Annotated in this window: 18 protein-coding genes; 2 read left to right on the top strand and 16 right to left on the bottom strand. The window is 68.9% G+C overall.

The window, feature by feature from the left end:
• Window positions 1-178 precede the first annotated feature (178 nt).
• The 8 genes from AB8998_RS15800 to AB8998_RS15835 all read right to left on the bottom strand — a co-directional run bounded on the left by AB8998_RS15800 (window position 179) and on the right by AB8998_RS15835 (window position 6,171).
• Window positions 179-1,063 carry a universal stress protein gene (locus AB8998_RS15800; RefSeq protein WP_369738736.1) on the bottom strand — a complete coding sequence of 295 codons (885 nt, stop codon included), beginning with the start codon at window positions 1,061-1,063 and terminating at the stop codon, window positions 179-181.
• Window positions 1,064-1,123: 60 nt separating this feature from the next.
• Window positions 1,124-2,050 carry a formate/nitrite transporter family protein gene (locus tag AB8998_RS15805; protein ID WP_369741602.1) on the bottom strand — a complete coding sequence of 309 codons (927 nt, stop codon included), beginning with the start codon at window positions 2,048-2,050 and terminating at the stop codon, window positions 1,124-1,126.
• 55 nt (window positions 2,051-2,105) lie between these two features.
• Window positions 2,106-2,369: a hypothetical protein gene (locus tag AB8998_RS15810; RefSeq protein WP_369738737.1), complete on the bottom strand. Its 264-nt coding sequence runs from the start codon at window positions 2,367-2,369 to the stop codon at window positions 2,106-2,108.
• On the bottom strand, window positions 2,366-2,995 hold the full coding sequence (locus AB8998_RS15815) for an RNA polymerase sigma factor (protein WP_369738738.1): 630 nt from the start codon (window positions 2,993-2,995) through the stop codon (window positions 2,366-2,368). Before AB8998_RS15815 ends, AB8998_RS15810 begins: the two co-directional genes overlap by 4 nt.
• Window positions 2,996-3,005: 10 nt before the next feature.
• On the bottom strand, window positions 3,006-4,073 hold the full coding sequence (locus AB8998_RS15820; RefSeq protein ID WP_369738739.1) for an acyl-CoA dehydrogenase: 1,068 nt from the start codon (window positions 4,071-4,073) through the stop codon (window positions 3,006-3,008).
• On the bottom strand, window positions 4,070-4,555 hold the full coding sequence (gene cynS / locus AB8998_RS15825; RefSeq protein ID WP_369738740.1) for a cyanase: 486 nt from the start codon (window positions 4,553-4,555) through the stop codon (window positions 4,070-4,072). Before cynS ends, AB8998_RS15820 begins: the two co-directional genes overlap by 4 nt.
• A gap of 10 nt (window positions 4,556-4,565) precedes the next feature.
• Window positions 4,566-5,090, bottom strand: a complete 525-nt coding sequence (locus AB8998_RS15830; protein WP_369738741.1) for an OsmC family protein — start codon at window positions 5,088-5,090, stop codon at window positions 4,566-4,568.
• A gap of 244 nt (window positions 5,091-5,334) precedes the next feature.
• Window positions 5,335-6,171 (bottom strand): DUF3097 domain-containing protein, encoded by an 837-nt coding sequence (locus AB8998_RS15835; protein ID WP_369738742.1) that lies wholly within the window; start codon window positions 6,169-6,171, stop codon window positions 5,335-5,337.
• Window positions 6,172-6,420: 249 nt separating this feature from the next.
• On the opposite strand from AB8998_RS15835, the gene AB8998_RS15840 reads away from it, so the two are divergent.
• The gene (locus AB8998_RS15840; protein WP_369738743.1) at window positions 6,421-6,903 is read left to right on the top strand and encodes an MPT63 family protein; all 483 of its coding nucleotides are present in this window, start codon (window positions 6,421-6,423) and stop codon (window positions 6,901-6,903) included.
• Window positions 6,904-6,966: 63 nt separating this feature from the next.
• Here the strand turns inward: AB8998_RS15840 and AB8998_RS15845 are convergent, their stop codons facing one another.
• From AB8998_RS15845 to AB8998_RS15870, 6 genes are read right to left on the bottom strand one after another with little or no spacing between them, the layout of a single operon-like run.
• The gene (locus tag AB8998_RS15845) at window positions 6,967-7,941 is read right to left on the bottom strand and encodes a patatin-like phospholipase family protein (RefSeq protein WP_369738744.1); all 975 of its coding nucleotides are present in this window, start codon (window positions 7,939-7,941) and stop codon (window positions 6,967-6,969) included.
• Window position 7,942: 1 nt separating this feature from the next.
• Entirely contained in the window at window positions 7,943-9,073 is a 1,131-nt protein-coding gene (locus tag AB8998_RS15850; RefSeq protein ID WP_369738745.1) for an ABC transporter ATP-binding protein, read from the bottom strand.
• 2 nt (window positions 9,074-9,075) lie between these two features.
• Window positions 9,076-9,900, bottom strand: a complete 825-nt coding sequence (locus AB8998_RS15855; protein ID WP_369741603.1) for a carbohydrate ABC transporter permease — start codon at window positions 9,898-9,900, stop codon at window positions 9,076-9,078.
• 13 nt (window positions 9,901-9,913) lie between these two features.
• Window positions 9,914-10,840, bottom strand: coding sequence for a carbohydrate ABC transporter permease (locus AB8998_RS15860; RefSeq protein ID WP_369738746.1), 927 nt, complete (start codon window positions 10,838-10,840; stop codon window positions 9,914-9,916).
• Window positions 10,837-12,165 carry an ABC transporter substrate-binding protein gene (locus AB8998_RS15865; protein ID WP_369738747.1) on the bottom strand — a complete coding sequence of 443 codons (1,329 nt, stop codon included), beginning with the start codon at window positions 12,163-12,165 and terminating at the stop codon, window positions 10,837-10,839. Before AB8998_RS15865 ends, AB8998_RS15860 begins: the two co-directional genes overlap by 4 nt.
• Window positions 12,166-12,211: 46 nt before the next feature.
• On the bottom strand, window positions 12,212-13,156 hold the full coding sequence (locus tag AB8998_RS15870; protein ID WP_369738748.1) for a sigma-70 family RNA polymerase sigma factor: 945 nt from the start codon (window positions 13,154-13,156) through the stop codon (window positions 12,212-12,214).
• Between the two features lie 172 nt (window positions 13,157-13,328).
• Between AB8998_RS15870 and AB8998_RS15875 the strand changes: the two genes are divergently transcribed.
• Window positions 13,329-13,691, top strand: a complete 363-nt coding sequence (locus AB8998_RS15875; protein ID WP_369738749.1) for a DoxX family protein — start codon at window positions 13,329-13,331, stop codon at window positions 13,689-13,691.
• Window positions 13,692-13,706: 15 nt separating this feature from the next.
• Here the strand turns inward: AB8998_RS15875 and AB8998_RS15880 are convergent, their stop codons facing one another.
• Both AB8998_RS15880 and pncA read right to left on the bottom strand, forming a co-directional pair.
• On the bottom strand, window positions 13,707-14,519 hold the full coding sequence (locus tag AB8998_RS15880) for a ketosteroid isomerase family protein (RefSeq protein WP_369738750.1): 813 nt from the start codon (window positions 14,517-14,519) through the stop codon (window positions 13,707-13,709).
• On the bottom strand, window positions 14,519-15,079 hold the full coding sequence (pncA, locus tag AB8998_RS15885; protein ID WP_369738751.1) for a pyrazinamidase PncA: 561 nt from the start codon (window positions 15,077-15,079) through the stop codon (window positions 14,519-14,521). The genes AB8998_RS15880 and pncA overlap by 1 nt, the downstream gene beginning before the upstream one ends.
• Between the last annotated feature and the right edge of the window lie 63 nt (window positions 15,080-15,142).

Below are 15,142 nucleotides of genomic sequence, written 5' to 3' on the forward strand. Positions count from 1 at the left end.
CTGCGACTGGGGCCACGGCAGATGCGCGGAGTGCCGCAGCAGCCGCAACTGCGCGACACACTGGCAGTACCTGCTGAGCAACCGGGCAACGCGCGTCAACCTGCAGTGCCCGGGCTGCGCGACGCTGTGGTCGACCGACACCCGCCATCGGTGACGCCGGACGATCCGGGGGGCTTTTTCAGGTTGCCGCGGCGGCCCTGGCCACGATCACCGGCACCCGCACGGAGTGCAGCACCGCGTTGCTGACCGAGCCCAGCAGCATGCCGGCCAAACCGCCCCTGCCGTGACTGCCCACGACGACGAGCTGAGCCGAGCCCGCGTTTTCGATGAGCTCATGCGCCGGACGGTCGCGCACGACGAGCCGGCGCACGGTCACGTCGGGATAGCGTTCCTGCCAGCCCGCGAGCCGTTCGGCGAGGCTGCGTTCCGCCTCCCCGAGCAGTCCGGGCAGGCCGGACTCCCCGAGGTCGCTCACCGTGAGGTCACTCCACGCGTGCAGGGCCACCAGGCTCACCCCACGCCGAGAGGCCTCGTCGAACGCGATCTCCGTGGCTAGCTCGGAGGCCGGCGAGCCGTCGATGCCCACCAGGACGTGGGCGTCCGGGGCCGGCAGGTCTCCCTCGTGGACAACGGCGACCGGGCAGGAAGCCTGGCGCACCACCGTCGAACTGACCGAACCGATCACGCCGCGGGCCAGCAGCCCATGCCCGGAACTGCCCACCACGACCATCTCCGCCTGGGCGGACATCGTGATCAGGGTCGCCGCCGGGGTCGCGAAGACCAGCTCCCTGGCGATAGGGACCTTGCGGTCCGCCGGCATGGCCTCTTCGGCGATCTTGACCGCGTGCATGATGGCCTTCTTGCCGTCGTCCTCGAGCCGCACCGCCAAGGAATCCGGGTAGGGCATCGGCGGCCAGGTCGCGGTCGGGGTGACCACCGCGTGGACGACCGTCAGTGGAACATTCCTCATCGCCGCGTCACGGGCCGCCCAGGCGACGGCGACATTGGACGCCGCCGAACCGTCGGTGGCGACCACCACGCCGGGCTGCTTCGGTGCTGACATGTCGCGCTCCCTCCTTCAGGAGGGACGTTATCGGCGACGGGTGCCCCCGGTCGTGAGGCTTTAGTCCCCAACCGGCGGGACGGAGTGCTTCAGCGGCGCCCCGTTGCGTCGCCCGGCCATAACGGTCCCGTCACCGGCCGGCCATGAGGCGGGGCGTTGCAGCCGCGCGATGACCCAGAACGGCAGGGCCACGAACAGCGTGCCGCCGATCAGATTGCCCACCGTGGTGATGCAGATGTTGGTCAACAGGCCGCCCTCGCCCAATCCCCAGCCGATCCCGCCGCGCGGCGCCGCTGGATGGAACAAATTGAGCATCAAGGGAAGACCCACAAATCCGGCGTTGGCGACGACGTGCTGGGTGCCGCCGACGACGAAGGCGAACGGGCCGTAGAAAGCGAAGGCCATTCGCGCGACGTCGCTGCGGGCCTTGAAGTACATGCACATCGCCGTCTGCAGGAACCAGGTGCACATCACCGCCAGCAACAGCGCGGTCCAGAGCGGCTGGCCGGCCTTCTGGGCGCCCACGACTGCCGCCCGCTCGGCGAAGGCACCCAGGTATGGACCTCCGGCGGCGCCGCAGACGGTGACGAACACCAGCGCTCCCGCGATGTTGCCGACGAGTCCGACGACAACCAGAAACCCGTAGCCACCCACGCTCATGCGGCCCTTGAGCACGGCGAGGAAGCCGGCGGCCATATCCGCGGTGATCAGCGACATGCCCGACACCAGGATGAGAACGAACGACATCCCGAACGCCAAACCCATCAGCAGGCTCGAGACGCCGGGGGTCTTCACCCCGGTGCTGACGACCAGTGCGAGCAACACCCCGAAAGTCACCATCGCCCCACCGACCAGGGAACGTATCAGAAAAGCCCAGGGATGCGTTGCCTTTTCGACCGCCATGGCGGCCACCCGGTCCACCATGGCCCCGACGCCGAGCGGCTCGAAGGGATCTCCGTCCGCCCGGTGTGCCGGCGGTGCGGTCATCGGAGGGCTGGTCGAAATCAGCTGAGCCATTGTGGTTTTCCTCAAGTTCGTGGGGTTAGTGGCCTGCCCGGAACGCGTTGATGCCCCGGATCACTCCGGCGATGTGCTCGTCGCTGAGTTGTTGTCCGTCGAAGACGTGGCTGAGCAGGATCCGGAGGTCGAGCATTTGTTGCAGGTAGACCAGGCAGGGCGGGCACTCGTCGAGGTGCCGGCTCACGATCGCGCCCCAGCGCCGCGGATCCGAGTCCACGAGATCGTCGACGAGCCGGACGAATTCGACGCAGTCGATGGCGGGAACTGCCTTGTCACGGACGGTCATCGTGGGTACCGCTTCTCCAGTGCGTTGCGAAGGTTCCCCCGGGCGCGGTAGAGCAGTGCGCGTTGCGCCTCGGCGGACAGGTCGAGGGTCTCGGCGGCCTCTTCGGCCGTCATGCCGACGACGTCGCGAAGGATGACCAGTTGCCGCTGCCGCTGCGGCAACGCATCCAGCGCGGCGCGCACGTGGCCGACGATCTCCTGCGTCATGGTCTGGTCCTCGGGCAGGAAGCGCCGCGACGGCGGGACGCTCCAGTGTCCGGCGTCGGGATGACCGACCGAGTGCATGCGACCCGACAGCGGGTCGGCGGCTTCGGCCTCTGCCGAGGCCAGCACCTCGTGGTCGCGGATCCGGGACTCGCGGCGCCGATGCCGCGACGCGGTGTTCTTGACGATCCCGAACAGCCAGGTGCTCACCGACGAACGGCCCTGGAAGGAACGCGAGGACTGCATCACCTGCACCCACGCCTCCTGCACCGCTTCTTCGGCGAGCACCGGCGAGTCCACCATGGTCCGGGCGAAGTTCACCAGCGGGCGGTGGAAGTCGCGCACCAGCACCGCCAGCGGGATCCCGCCGACCAGGTGCCGGTACGCGGTGTCCTCGGGCGGCATCGCCACCGGGGTCACCATGGATCCGTGCTCAGGCACATCGGGCGAGTTCCCAGCGCAGCTGAGCCTCGGACGGTGACTGGACGGGGATGAACGCCGCCTCCCGGTAGCGCCGGCTCGCCGGTGTCCTGCTCGCATATCCTTTGCCGCCGGCGGTCCGGATCTCCAGATCGGCGCTGGCGCTGGACAGTTCGGCGGCCGTGAGGCGCAGCGCCAGCAGCTGCCTCTTGGTCGGCTGTCCGGGGCTGCCGACCGCCGCCGCCAGGCCCGCCAACGTCATCTCCGCGCACGCGAGCCGGCCGGCGATGCGGTCCACATCGGCGGCGAAGACCTCGTTGACCCCCGTGAGCCCCCGCCGGCTCTCCTCCACCGTCGTCCTGGTCAGGCCCAGGCACATGGCCGACTGCAGGACGAGGAACGTCGGGCGGACGGCTTGCAGGAACCCGTCGAAGTCGCGTGACAGCACCTGCTCCGGACCGACGCGGACGCCTTCGAGGGTGAGGTGCGACGAGGCGGTGCTGCCCATGGCGAGCAAGTCGAAGTGGTTGCCCAGGGCCACGCCCGGCATATCCAACGGCATGGCCACGATCAGCTTTTCGCCGTTCTCGGTACGCGCCGCCGTGACCAGGGTCGAGTCGCGGTAGAGGTTGCTGGCCCACCTGATGGCGCCGGACACCTCGTAGCCGTCCGCCACCGGTGTGGCCGTCAGTTCGAGGTTGCCGCAGCCCGCCGCCTCCTTGAACGCCGACGCCATGCCGGTGACGCCCAATGCGGTGCCGGCAAGCAGCGGCCGGGCCGCGGCCGCGCTGAACGGCGTCGCGGCCGTGAGCAGGTACTCCACCGCCATCCGGTGGGCCCACAGCGAAAATCCCGTGCTCATGCACTCCCCGGAGATCAGCCGGATCACCTCGGCCATGTCGGGAAGCCGGCCGTCGGCGTTGCCCGGCGCACCGATCCCGAGCAGCCCGGCCGCACCCAGTGCGGTGAAGCTGCGCCGGGAGTGCTGCTCACCGCGGTCCAACACGCCGGCATGGGCCCGGATGTCTTCCAGCAGTTCGAGATCCAATCGGCCCGCCGCGGGATCCATCGTCGCCGTCATTCGAGTACCTCCTGCGCCTGCTGCGCGGCGTGTTGCCATGCGTAGTCGAGAAACTTTCCGTCGAAGATGACGACCACCCTGTCGCCCTGCGGATCGGGACGCCGTCGCACGCTCAGCTGAAAGTTGATCGCGCTCATGATGCCGTCGCCGAATTCCTCGTGAATGAGTTCTTTGATCGCCGGGCCATAGACGGCCAACGCCTCGTAGAACCGGTAGATCGTCGGATCCTTCGCGGCGACCGAATCCGATCCCCGGTACGGGGCGGTCTGTAGCACCGTCACCGCCTCGTCATCGAGGTCGAGGAGCGATGCGACCGTCGCCGCGTCGCCGGCCGCGAGCGGGTGCTGGCCGAGCAGCGCCGCCACGGTCCATACCGGGTCCTTGCGGATCGACTCGGCGATTTTCGCCCAGCTCAGTCCGCGTTCCACACGGGCCAGCCTGATGGCCTCCGCGAGAACCGTTTTGGTCAATGTGGTTGTCACGGTGGGCTTCCTATTGGGTGTACAGGGTCGAGTCGACGCTGACCGGGTTGCGGAACGTGTTCACCACGGGCGACCAGGCGATCGCGTTGTCGTGGATCTCCTTGAGCGTCGCCTCGTCGACGTCTGCGGCCAGGGTCACCGTGCAACGGACCGCGCTGAAGCCCAGGAGCTTGCCGTCGGGAGTGTCACCGACCCCCCACACGGCGGAGATGTCGATGTCGCCTTCCATCTCGACCTCGATCTTGGTGAGGGTCACGCCCCGGTGCGTCGCGTTGGCGAGCATCCCGACCGAGATGCAGGAACCGAGCGCGGCCAGGGCGGTTTCCGACGGGTTGGGCGCCGAGTCGTCGCCCAGCAGCGCCGGCGGCTCCCCCACCAGCATCGGTGCGAGGTCGCGTACATAGGTCATGTTGCGAAATCCGGCCTCGCACACCGTAGTGGCCTTCAGGGTCTTCTTGCCGGTCGCGGGGTCGGCCTTGGCGTTGCACGACAACCGGTCCAGGGCCGCGGCGTCGATGACGAGCGCGTCGGTCATGGGCTTCCTCCGTTTTCTCGCTGGATATGGGGTCTTCACGGGGTCTTCACGGTGTTAGTGCTCCGAGGACACCCGTATGTGACGGCGAGCGGGAGTGATTTACACGGACGACACGAAACATCACTTCGCTGAAACATCTCGGCCGCCCCGGTGACTGCGCGTGGGTGAATTATGGCCCGGACGAGGGGAATTCGTCGCGCCGAGCGTCACGCGAGCATGGCGCTCGCGGGGTCTGCGGCCGGGTTCAGGACTCCGACGGTTGCGTCACGAAGTCGATGAGCTCCTCGACCCGGCCGATCAGCGCGGGCTCGAGATCGTTCCAGTCGCGCACGCGGGACCGAATGTGCTGCCAGGCCCTGGCGATGTCGGCCTGGGCGGCGTGCGGCAGGCCCAGGGCCTGACAGGCGCCGCTTTTCCACTCCACGTGCCGCGGCACCTGCGGCCAGGCTTTCAGGCCGAGCCGCTGCGGCTTGACGGCCTGCCAGATGTCGACGTAGGGATGGCCGACGACCAGCGTGTCGTCGCCACCCGGTCCGCGCCGCACCGCGTCGGCGATGCGCGCCTCTTTCGAACCCGCCACGAGGTGGTCGACGAGCACACCGAGCCGGCGCCCCGGGCCCGGACCGAACTCGGCAACGATGTCCACCAGGTCGTCGACGCCGCCGAGGTGCTCGACAACCACACCCTCGACGCGCAGGTCATCGCCCCACACCTGCGCGATCAGCTCGGCGTCGTGGCGTCCCTCGACATAGATCCGGCTGGCGCGCGCGACCCGGGCGCGGACGCGCGGCACCGCGACGGAGCCCGACGCCGTCCTGGCCGGGGCAGCCGGCGCGGCGCGTCGGGGTGCTGTGAGGATCACCGGACGTCCCTCGAGCAGATACCCGGGTCCGAGGGGAAATCCGCGGGTCCGGCCGTGCCGGTCTTCCAGGTCGACCCGGCCGTACTCGACCCGCACCACGGCACCGACATAGCCCGTCTGCGCGTCCTCGACCACCAACCCCAGCTCGGCGGGATGCTCGGTCGAACGGGGCTTGCGCCGGCCGGCGGCCAGCACGTCGGTTCCATAGCGATCGACCACGCCGGCAATCCTAGAAAGGCCCACGGGTGATCACCGGCGCGGCGCGCCAGAGCCCGACATCACAATTTGTGGTGTCGCTGACGCCGGCCTCACGCTGCCGGGGCGACCATGACGCACTTCACAACACGTGACGAATTCCAATTGCAATGCGGCAAAGGCAATCAGTCCGAGCGGAGAACGTTTGGCCGGGCGGCTTCGAGGTACGCCTTGTCTAGTTCAAAAAAATGACGCGAACGAGAGGAACGAAGCATGAAGCTCTCCCAAATCGGGACGACGGCGGTCGCGACTCTGGCCGCGGCGACGGGGGTCGGGATTGCGAGCGCACCCGCCGCATCGGCCGACGCCTACCCCGTCTTCAAGAAGTTCGGCAACCAGGAGAGGCTCAACGACTCCGACGGCGCCGTGATCACGGGCTGGACGGTGAGCAACCTGCGCCCGAGCAACGACCCGATCCCGTATCAGCCCCGCGGCCACCTGTGGGAGGCCGACGCGACCGTCCGGGCGATCCGCGGGAACGTCCAGCCGATCATCCCGGACTTCAACGCCCGTGCGGCAAACGGCGACAACTACCCCGAGCTCGGTAACGTGGCCACCGCCCAGGGCATGAACCCGGCCGTGGTGAACCAAGGCGACGAGAGAAGCGGCAAACTGTACTTCGACGTCGTGGGGCCCAACCCCAACAGCGTGGTGTACGACGCCGGTGGGCGCGATCTCCTGTTCTGGACGCGGTGACGCCCGCCGCAGTGGCGCAAGCTGCCGGGTGTCCGTGCACTCGGCAGCTTGCCGGCCCTCACCTCACTTCCGGTCGCCGGTCGGTGGCCCGCACGCGGCCAGATAGGCCGGGTAATTCCAGGTCGTCAAAAAGTTTCGGCCCGCTCGCAAACCGCGTTGGTAAAGCGCGTCCCGTTGTTGGGCGGAAAGGCCGAAATCGATCGGACTGACCTCCTCGGCGGGAACGAAAATGGTGCGTCGCACCGTGCACGGGTCGTCGATGTAGGCGTTGTCCTGGTTGCTCATCAGCGTCTCGACGGCGGCAATGCCCAGCGACACCGGGCCGTGCACCGGGTGGGTGGGCGGAATGCCGGGACGCGCCGAGAGCCGGATGCCGAATGTCGGCCAGCGGGGCCGGCCGTCGGGCTCGTCGAACAACTGAACCGGAAAGTCCGACAACAATCCACCGTCGACCCAGGTGGCCCCTGCCACCCGGACCGGTTGGAACACGTACGGGATCGCCGCCGAGGCGTGAACCGCGCGGGCCACCGGAAAGGTGTCCGGGTCCACCCCGTAATCGGGCAGGTCCCACGGAATGCGCACCAGTCGGCGTCGGGACAGATCGCTGGCGGTCACAACCAGTGACCACGCGAACTGGTCGGGCTTCTCCCCGGTGCGCAGATCGGCGAACGTGCGCACGCCCAGCTCACCGAGCAGCCCGGCGAGCAGACGCTCCAGGTAGGCCCCGCGATAGACACCGTCGGACACCAGCAGCGACAGTCCCCCGCCGATGACAGGAATCCGGCCGATCATGCTGCGGTCGAGGAACTTTCGGTAGTCGATGCTGCGCATCACGTCGCCGAGCCGACTCAGCGGTTCGCCGGCCACCTCCAGAGCGGCCAGCAGCGAGGCGACGATCGCGCCCGCGCTGCTGCCGGCGACGCGCGGGAACCGGTAGCCAGCTTCGGCCAGCGCGTCCACCGCGCCGACCAGTCCGATGCCCCGCACGCCTCCGCCCTCGCAGACCAGGTCGGCGTGTGCCACGCTCACGGCCGCCACCTCAGCCCCGATCCGATGGGTCGCCGGGCCGCACGCCGCTCGGCAGCTCCACGGGAATGCGGCGGCCGTCGGCGCCGAAGAAATGCACGTGCCCGGGCTCGGGGTGCAGGCACACGCGGCTACCCCGTTCCGGCGGCCGGCGCCCGTCGGCGCGCGCCACGACGGTCTGATCGACGGCGTTGCCCGAGAGGATGATTCGCCCGTACAGGTACGCGTCCGCTCCTAGTTCCTCGACCACGTCCACCTGCATCTCGACGCCCCCCTGGGCCCCGGGACCACCCACCTCGAAGTGTTCGGGACGCACTCCGACGACGACCTGTGCCGCTCTGGCGGCGATCTCACGTGGTACCTGGATGGGCCAATCCCCCAGCGACACTGAAGAATGCACGATCGGCAGGGTGAACAAGTTCATGGCCGGCGAGCCGATGAAGCCCGCCACGAAGACGTTGGCGGGGTTGCGGTAGAGCTCGCGGGGCGCGGCGACCTGCTGAAGCACGCCGTCGCACAACACGGCGACCCGGTCGCCCATCGTCATGGCCTCCACCTGGTCGTGGGTGACGTAGACGGTGGTGGTGCCGAGTCGCCGTTGCAGTGCGGCGATCTGGTTGCGCGTCTGGACCCGCAGCTTGGCGTCGAGATTGGACAGCGGCTCGTCCATCAGGAACACCTGCGGACGGCGCACGAGGGCGCGGCCCATCGCCACCCGCTGGCGTTGCCCCCCGGACAGGTCCTTGGGTTTGCGGTCCAGATGCGGGCGCAGGTCGAGCAGGTCGGCCGCGGCCAGCACCCGCTCGCGGATCTCGGCCTTCGGCGTCCTGGCGATCTTCAACGCGAAGCCCATGTTCTGCGCGACCGTCATGTGTGGGTAGAGGGCGTAGTTCTGGAAGACCATCGCGACGTCGCGATACTTCGGGTCGACGTCGGTGACGTCGCGGTCGCCGATGCGGATGCGCCCGGAATCCAGCGTCTCCAGTCCGGCCACCATCCGCAGCGAGGTCGTCTTGCCGCACCCGGACGGGCCCACCAGCACGACGAACTCGCCGTCGCCGACCACCAGGTCCAGCCCGTCCAGTGCCGGCCGGTCCGCGCCCGGGTAGCGGCGGGTCGCGCGTTCGAAACTCACCGAGGCCACGACTAGCCACCGAGCCCGGTCACGGCGATGCCGCGGACGAAGGAACGCTGCGCGATGGCGTAGATGAGCACCAGCGGCAACATGATCAGCATGGACGTCGCCATGAGCACCGGCCAGCGGGCGGCGTACTCCCCGCGCATCCGGACCAGGCCGAGGGTCAGCGTGGCCAGGCCGTCGCGCTGGATCATCAGCAGCGGCCACAGAAAATCGTTCCACACGTTGACCCACGTGAGCACCGCGAGCACCAGCACCGCGGGCCTGGCATGGGGCAGCAGAACCCGCCAGTAGACCTGCCACGAGGAGCACCCGTCGAGGATCGCGGCTTCCTCCAGATCGGTGGGCAGTGTCAGGAAGAACTGCCGCATCAGGTAGGTGCCGAAGGCGCTGCCGAACAAACCGGGCACGATCATCGCCCAGGGCGTGTCGACCCAGCCGAGGGTCCGCATCAGGATGAACTGCGGGATGACGGTGACCGTCAGCGGCACCATCAGGGTGGTCAGGTACACGAAGAACAGCGCATCGCGGCCGCGGAATTGCAGCCGCGCGAACGCATATCCGGCCAGCGAGCAGAAGAACACCTGCCCGGCCGTGACGCAGCCGGCATAGAGCACGGTGTTGAAGAACATCCGCCAGAACGGCATCAACGCGAACACTTCGGTGTAGTTCGACCACTGCGGCCGCACCGGCCACAACGTCGGCTCGGTGACCTCGCCCTCCTTCTTCAAGGATCCCGAGACCGCCCACGCGATCGGGAACAGCGCACAGCAGGCGATGCCGATCAGGGCCGTGTAGACGACCACGGTCCGGATGGCGTTGCGCTTGAACATGCGCGTGGGGTGCTCAACCAAGCCCACGGGAAGCCTCCCAGGAGCGACGCCGCGTGATGCGTAACTGCAGCACGGTCAACACCAGCAGGATGGCGAATATCACCCACGCCAGCGCGGAGGCATATCCGAACTCCAGGAACGAAAACGCGTGCTGGAACAGCATGATGCCCAGCACGTACGTCGCGGTCTCCGGACCGCCGTTGGGCCCGTTGAGGACATACACCAGGTCGAACGCCTGGAAGGCGTGGATGACCGAGATGACGACCACGAACGACATGGCACCCCGGATCATGGGCACGGTGATGGAGACGAACTGTCGTATCCCGCCCGCACCGTCGATCCTGGCGGCCTCGTAGAGGTTTCCCGGCACTCCCTGCATTGCGGCCAGCAGTACGACGCTGGCGAACGGCACGCTCCGCCACACGCTGACCATGCACAGCGACACCATGGCCCATTGTGGTTGGATCAGCCAGGGAACCGGGCCGACCCCGGCCCAGCCGAGCACGATGTTGAGCAACCCGTTGTCGGTGTCGAAGGCGAACTGCCACACGACCGCCATCACCACCGAGGAGATGGCCAGCGGCAGGAACACGATGGTGCGAAAGATGCCGATGCCCTTGACTTCCCGGCTCAGCACGGCGGCCACGACGAGGCTGATCAGCACGGTCGGCACCACGGTGCCGACCGTGAGAACCACCGTGTTGCGAAGCGCGATGACAAACAACGGGTCGGACGTGAGGTCCCCGAAGTTCTTCAGGCCCACGAACTTCGGCGGTGTGAACAGGTCCCACTGCTGAAAGCTCATGTACAGCGAGAACCCGAGCGGGAACAGCATGAAGACGCAGACCGCGGCCAGGTTCGGCGTCACGAACAGCCGGCCCGCCCGGGCGCGTCGTCGCAGCGGGCGGGCGCCCGGGGAGCGTGTGCGGATCGGTGTCATGGGTTGCGCAGCACCTCGGCGAGGGCGTGCGACATCCCGGCCAGCGTCGTCGCGGGCTTCGACCCGCGCAGCACGGGACCGAAGTTGCGGTCCATCAGGGCGCTGACCTTCTCCCATGCCGTGGTGATCGGCAACGCCTCGGAGTGGGCCGGACCTTCGGTGAGCACGGACAGGTTGCGCAACCGGGCGTGGGCCGCGGCGAACCCGCGGGAGGTCAGCGCGGAGTGTAGCGCCGGCACGAAAAGACACGATTCACCGATCAGAGACTGCCCGACGAATCCGGTCGCGAATTTGACGAATTCCCAGGCCTGGTCCTTGCGTTGGCTGCTCGCCGAGATGGCCAGGCCGGTGGCGCCGATGTTGGAACAGGCCGCATGCCCCTTCGGCAGCGCCGGCCCCGTCGGAAGTGGCGCGACGTCGAACTCCAGGCCGTCGGCGCGCAGGAACGTCTGATAGCGCCAGTGGCCGCCCAGCGCGATCGCCGCCTTGCCGGCCGCGAACAGGTTGGGCGTGGACATCGACTGGGTCTCCGAGGCGGTGGGCGCCACCTGGTGCTTGGTGGCCAGGTCGGCGTAGAACTGCACCGCCTCGATGAACGCGTCGTCCCCGAAATTGAAGTGGCTGGGGTTCTTCAGCGGGGTCGACCACGGCACACCGTTGTTCATGGCGAACAGCCCCGCCGACGCGTACGGCAGGAACGTGTCGACGAAACCCCACTGCGTGGTCCGCCCGGAACCGTCCCGCCTGGTGAGCGCGGAAGCGGTATCCAGGAACTCACCGAACGTCCAGGGCTGCGCCCACGTCCCGGGCGGTGCCGGCGCCCCGGCCGCGGCGAACAGGCGCTTGTTGTAGTACAGGTAGTTCCCGGACCACTGCTCGGGGAACGCGTACTGGCCCCCGTTGAACGAGAAGACGTCGTAGAGCGGGCCGAGGCGGTCGGCCTCGAGCTCGGCGGCGAACGCCCGATCGCGCGCCAGCATCGTGTTCAGGTCGAGCAACACTCCCCGGCCGGCCAATTCGGCGTAGGTCGATTCCCAGGCCATCAGCACGTCGGGACATCGGCCGCCGGCGCAGAACGTCGAGAGCTGCTGCATCACGCCGGGCCCGGACAACAGCGTCCGCACCTTGATGTCGGGGTAGCGGCGCCGGAACGCTTCGATGACGCGCATCCTGGCATCGCGTTCGTCCGGGTTGGCGGCGAAGAAGAAGGTGAGCGCGTCGTCGTCGTCGGAAGCGCAGCCGCCCGACCACGGCGTCAGCGCCGCCGCGGTGAGCGCGCCGGCGCCCCGCAGCAGGCCCCGCCGTGCGAACGGCTCGTCGAGCATGGCGCTCCCCGGTCTTCGGTCCCGGCCGGTCGCGCGCCGGCCACTTCTAGTGTCCTTGGTACCCGATGCCACCGCGGGGTCGCCCGGGCGGCGGGTACGGCAACGCCAGAACGGCCCGACGCAGGCGGTCGGCGTCGCCGCGGATGTCGATCGTATGGATGTGGCTGTCGGCTCCGACGCCGATCAGCAGCAGGACCCGGGCGTGCCCGCCCGGCGCGATCACGATGCCCGGTGTCCCGTCGATGAGCAGCACCACACCGGTTTGCGCGCGTCCGGCGAAGCGACGAGCCTCCTCGGCGACCTCACGGGCGCCACGCAACTCGGTCGGCACCCCGGGCGGGACCAGCGACCGGTCGACCCTGCGCATCACGTCGGGAGCCAGCAACTCGAGCAAGGTGGCGACATCACCGCCGCGAGACGCCGCCAGGAACGCCTCCACGATCTCGAGGTGTTCGGGCGCGAGTCGGCGTGACTCGGCCGGGCCGGCGTGCAGCCGGCCCCGGGCTCGGCTGGCCAGCTTTTTCGCGGCCGTCGGCGACCGGTCCAACAGGGCGCCGATCGTCTCGAACGGCACCGCGAACACGTCATGCAGCACGAAAGCAACGCGCTGCGCGGGTGAGAGCCGATCGAGCACGACGAGCAGCGCGCCGCTGACCGAATCCGCCAGCAGAGCATCTTCGTCGGCAGGCGCCGAGGCGCTTCCCGCCAGCCGGTCCAGCTCGTCGGGATCGGCCAACGGTTGTTCGGCACGGCGCTTGCGCGCTCGAAGCTGGTCGAGCGCCTCGCGTGCGGTGATCGTGGTGAACCAGCCGGTCACGTTGTCAATCCCGCTGATGGAGCCGAGATCTGCACGACTGGCCTTCAACCAGGCCGCCTGCACCGCATCCTCGGCGTCCGCGACCGAGCCCAGCAGCTGAAACGCCACCGACCTCAGGTGTCGCCGGTCCGCGTCGAACCGTTGCGCCAGATCAGCGAGATTGTGTGCGCACATGGGTCACCTTTCCTGCGCGGGAGTCGTCAAGAAGATGTCCGCATCCATCGAACCCCTAGTCCCAGAGGAGACCCGTTATGACGCAATCGATTGTGCGCCGCGGCGAGCGTTGCAGCCATCCGGCCCACCACCACGCAGATCACCGCGCCCGCCCGGCAACGGTGTGAGCGCAGTGCATACCGCGTGCATCGTGATCACGCTGATCACCGCGACCATCACCGCCGCAATCGCCGTGGCCGACTTCATCCCCGCACGGTGCGTCCTGGCGAACTCGGCCGAGGTCGGGGTGCCGCGCTCGTGGCTGCCGGCGTTGGGAGCGGTGAAGCTGGCCGGCGCCGTAGGACTGGCCGCCGGGCTGCTCGGCACGCCCGCCCTGGGAATCGCCGCCGCCACCGGTCTGGTCCTGTTCTTCCTCGGAGCCGTCGTGACACATCTGAGGGCGCGTGTCCTCTACAACATCGCGTTCCCGGGCGCCTACCTGTGCCTGTCGGCGGCAACGCTGGCGCTGCTGGTCCGGCCCGCAACCTGGCTATGAATCCGGCCTGGGCGATCAGGCGGGGAAGTACCCGATCCCGTCGATCGCGTCGGCCCGCCGGGCCACCTCGGCGAACAGGACGGCGCGCCCGCGCCCCGAGTTCACCGCGACGGTCACGGTGGATCCGGCACCGATCGTCTTGGTCCAGCCGCCGCCCTCGAGTCGCTCGGCGAGCCCGGCGAGGCCGAGGGGCTGGTCGTCGCCCAAAGTTATTGTGGCGGTTGGGGACAGGGCACGTCCTGCGGTCGTCGTATCGCCGCGGGTCACGGCGCCCAGGAATGCCTCGACGAACTTCTGGTGCCGTGCACCCACGCGGCGAAAACCGGCCCCGAAGCCGGCGGTTCCCCGCAGGCCCTGGTTGGTCAGCAATCCTCGCGACAGTTGCACGGCAGGACGGATCGCCCGCGAGCCGGTCCCGAGGAACTGCAGCATCATCGCGGGCAACTCCCAGTAGGCCCGCAGCCGGGCAATCCGCCACTGGCCGTTGCCTTCTCGCAGGTCTTGCTGAAGGTCATAGCGCAGAAACGCCGGAATGTGCATCGTCACGGCCGAACCCATGCAGACCTCGAGCTCCAGATCCCGCACGACGACCGTGCCGACGACGACGTCGAGATCGCGGTGAAACGTGATGTCGCGCGGACCGATGAAGGTGTCGTAGAAGCGGCCGATCTGCCGGTGCCCCACGTGCGGCCGCGAACCCACCGGGTCCTCGATGCGGCCGTCGGTGGCGAACAACCCGACCCAGCCGGCACGGTCGTGCGCCGCGGCCGCCTGCGGCGAGCGCTCCACCGCGGCCAGCAGACGCTGCCGATCCGGCGGCACCACCATCAGGCCGCCTCGACCAGCTCGACGCCCGCCGCCCGCATCGCGGCCAGGGCCCGCGCGGCCGAGTCCGCGGCGACGGGGCGTGTCAGGTCCACCAGCACGCGCGTCGCCAAACCGGCCCGCGCCGCGTCCTCGGCGGTGCGCCGGACGCAATGGTCCGTGGCGATGCCGACGATGTCGACCGCGTCGACGCCGCGCCGCCGCAACCACGCCAGCAGCGAGGTGCCGTCCTCGTCGACGCCCTCGAAGCCGCTGTACCCGGCGGCGTGGGCGCCTTTGCAGAAGACCGCCTCGATCGGACCGGTGTCGAGGCCGGGCGGAAAGTCCGCACCCGGGGTTCCGGCGAGGCAGTGTGGTGGCCAGGACGACGAAAAGTCCGGCCGGTCGGAAAAGTGATCCCCCGGGTCGACGTGGCAGTCCTTGGTGGCCACGACGTGCCGGTAGCCCGGTCCGGCCGCCAGGTAGTCGTTGATCGCCGACGCCAGCGCGGCGCCGCCGGCGACCGCCAGCGCGCCACCCTCGCAGAAGTCGTTCTGCACGTCGACGATGACCAACGCCCGCACGGGTCCACCCTATCGCCGCCGCACCCCTGTCAGCTGGGAATACGGGCCCCGGATTCGCGCTGC

This window comes from Mycobacterium sp. HUMS_12744610 (assembly GCF_041206865.1).
Taxonomy (GTDB): domain Bacteria; phylum Actinomycetota; class Actinomycetes; order Mycobacteriales; family Mycobacteriaceae; genus Mycobacterium; species Mycobacterium servetii.

Excerpts from the sequence above, each read along its gene's own strand:
- AB8998_RS15870 (WP_369738748.1), bottom strand. The coding sequence starts at position 13,156 with ATGTGCGCACACAATCTCGCTGATCTGGCGCAACGGTTCGACGCGGAC.
- AB8998_RS15830 (WP_369738741.1), bottom strand. The coding sequence starts at position 5,090 with ATGACCGACGCGCTCGTCATCGACGCCGCGGCCCTGGACCGGTTGTCG.
- AB8998_RS15800 (WP_369738736.1), bottom strand. The coding sequence starts at position 1,063 with ATGTCAGCACCGAAGCAGCCCGGCGTGGTGGTCGCCACCGACGGTTCG.
- AB8998_RS15855 (WP_369741603.1), bottom strand. The coding sequence starts at position 9,900 with ATGTTCAAGCGCAACGCCATCCGGACCGTGGTCGTCTACACGGCCCTG.
- AB8998_RS15880 (WP_369738750.1), bottom strand. The coding sequence starts at position 14,519 with ATGGTGGTGCCGCCGGATCGGCAGCGTCTGCTGGCCGCGGTGGAGCGC.
- AB8998_RS15815 (WP_369738738.1), bottom strand. The coding sequence starts at position 2,995 with ATGGTGACCCCGGTGGCGATGCCGCCCGAGGACACCGCGTACCGGCAC.
- AB8998_RS15805 (WP_369741602.1), bottom strand. The coding sequence starts at position 2,050 with ATGACCGCACCGCCGGCACACCGGGCGGACGGAGATCCCTTCGAGCCG.
- AB8998_RS15810 (WP_369738737.1), bottom strand. The coding sequence starts at position 2,369 with ATGACCGTCCGTGACAAGGCAGTTCCCGCCATCGACTGCGTCGAATTC.
- AB8998_RS15865 (WP_369738747.1), bottom strand. The coding sequence starts at position 12,165 with ATGCTCGACGAGCCGTTCGCACGGCGGGGCCTGCTGCGGGGCGCCGGC.
- AB8998_RS15860 (WP_369738746.1), bottom strand. The coding sequence starts at position 10,840 with ATGACACCGATCCGCACACGCTCCCCGGGCGCCCGCCCGCTGCGACGA.
- AB8998_RS15840 (WP_369738743.1), top strand. The coding sequence starts at position 6,421 with ATGAAGCTCTCCCAAATCGGGACGACGGCGGTCGCGACTCTGGCCGCG.
- AB8998_RS15820 (WP_369738739.1), bottom strand. The coding sequence starts at position 4,073 with ATGACGGCGACGATGGATCCCGCGGCGGGCCGATTGGATCTCGAACTG.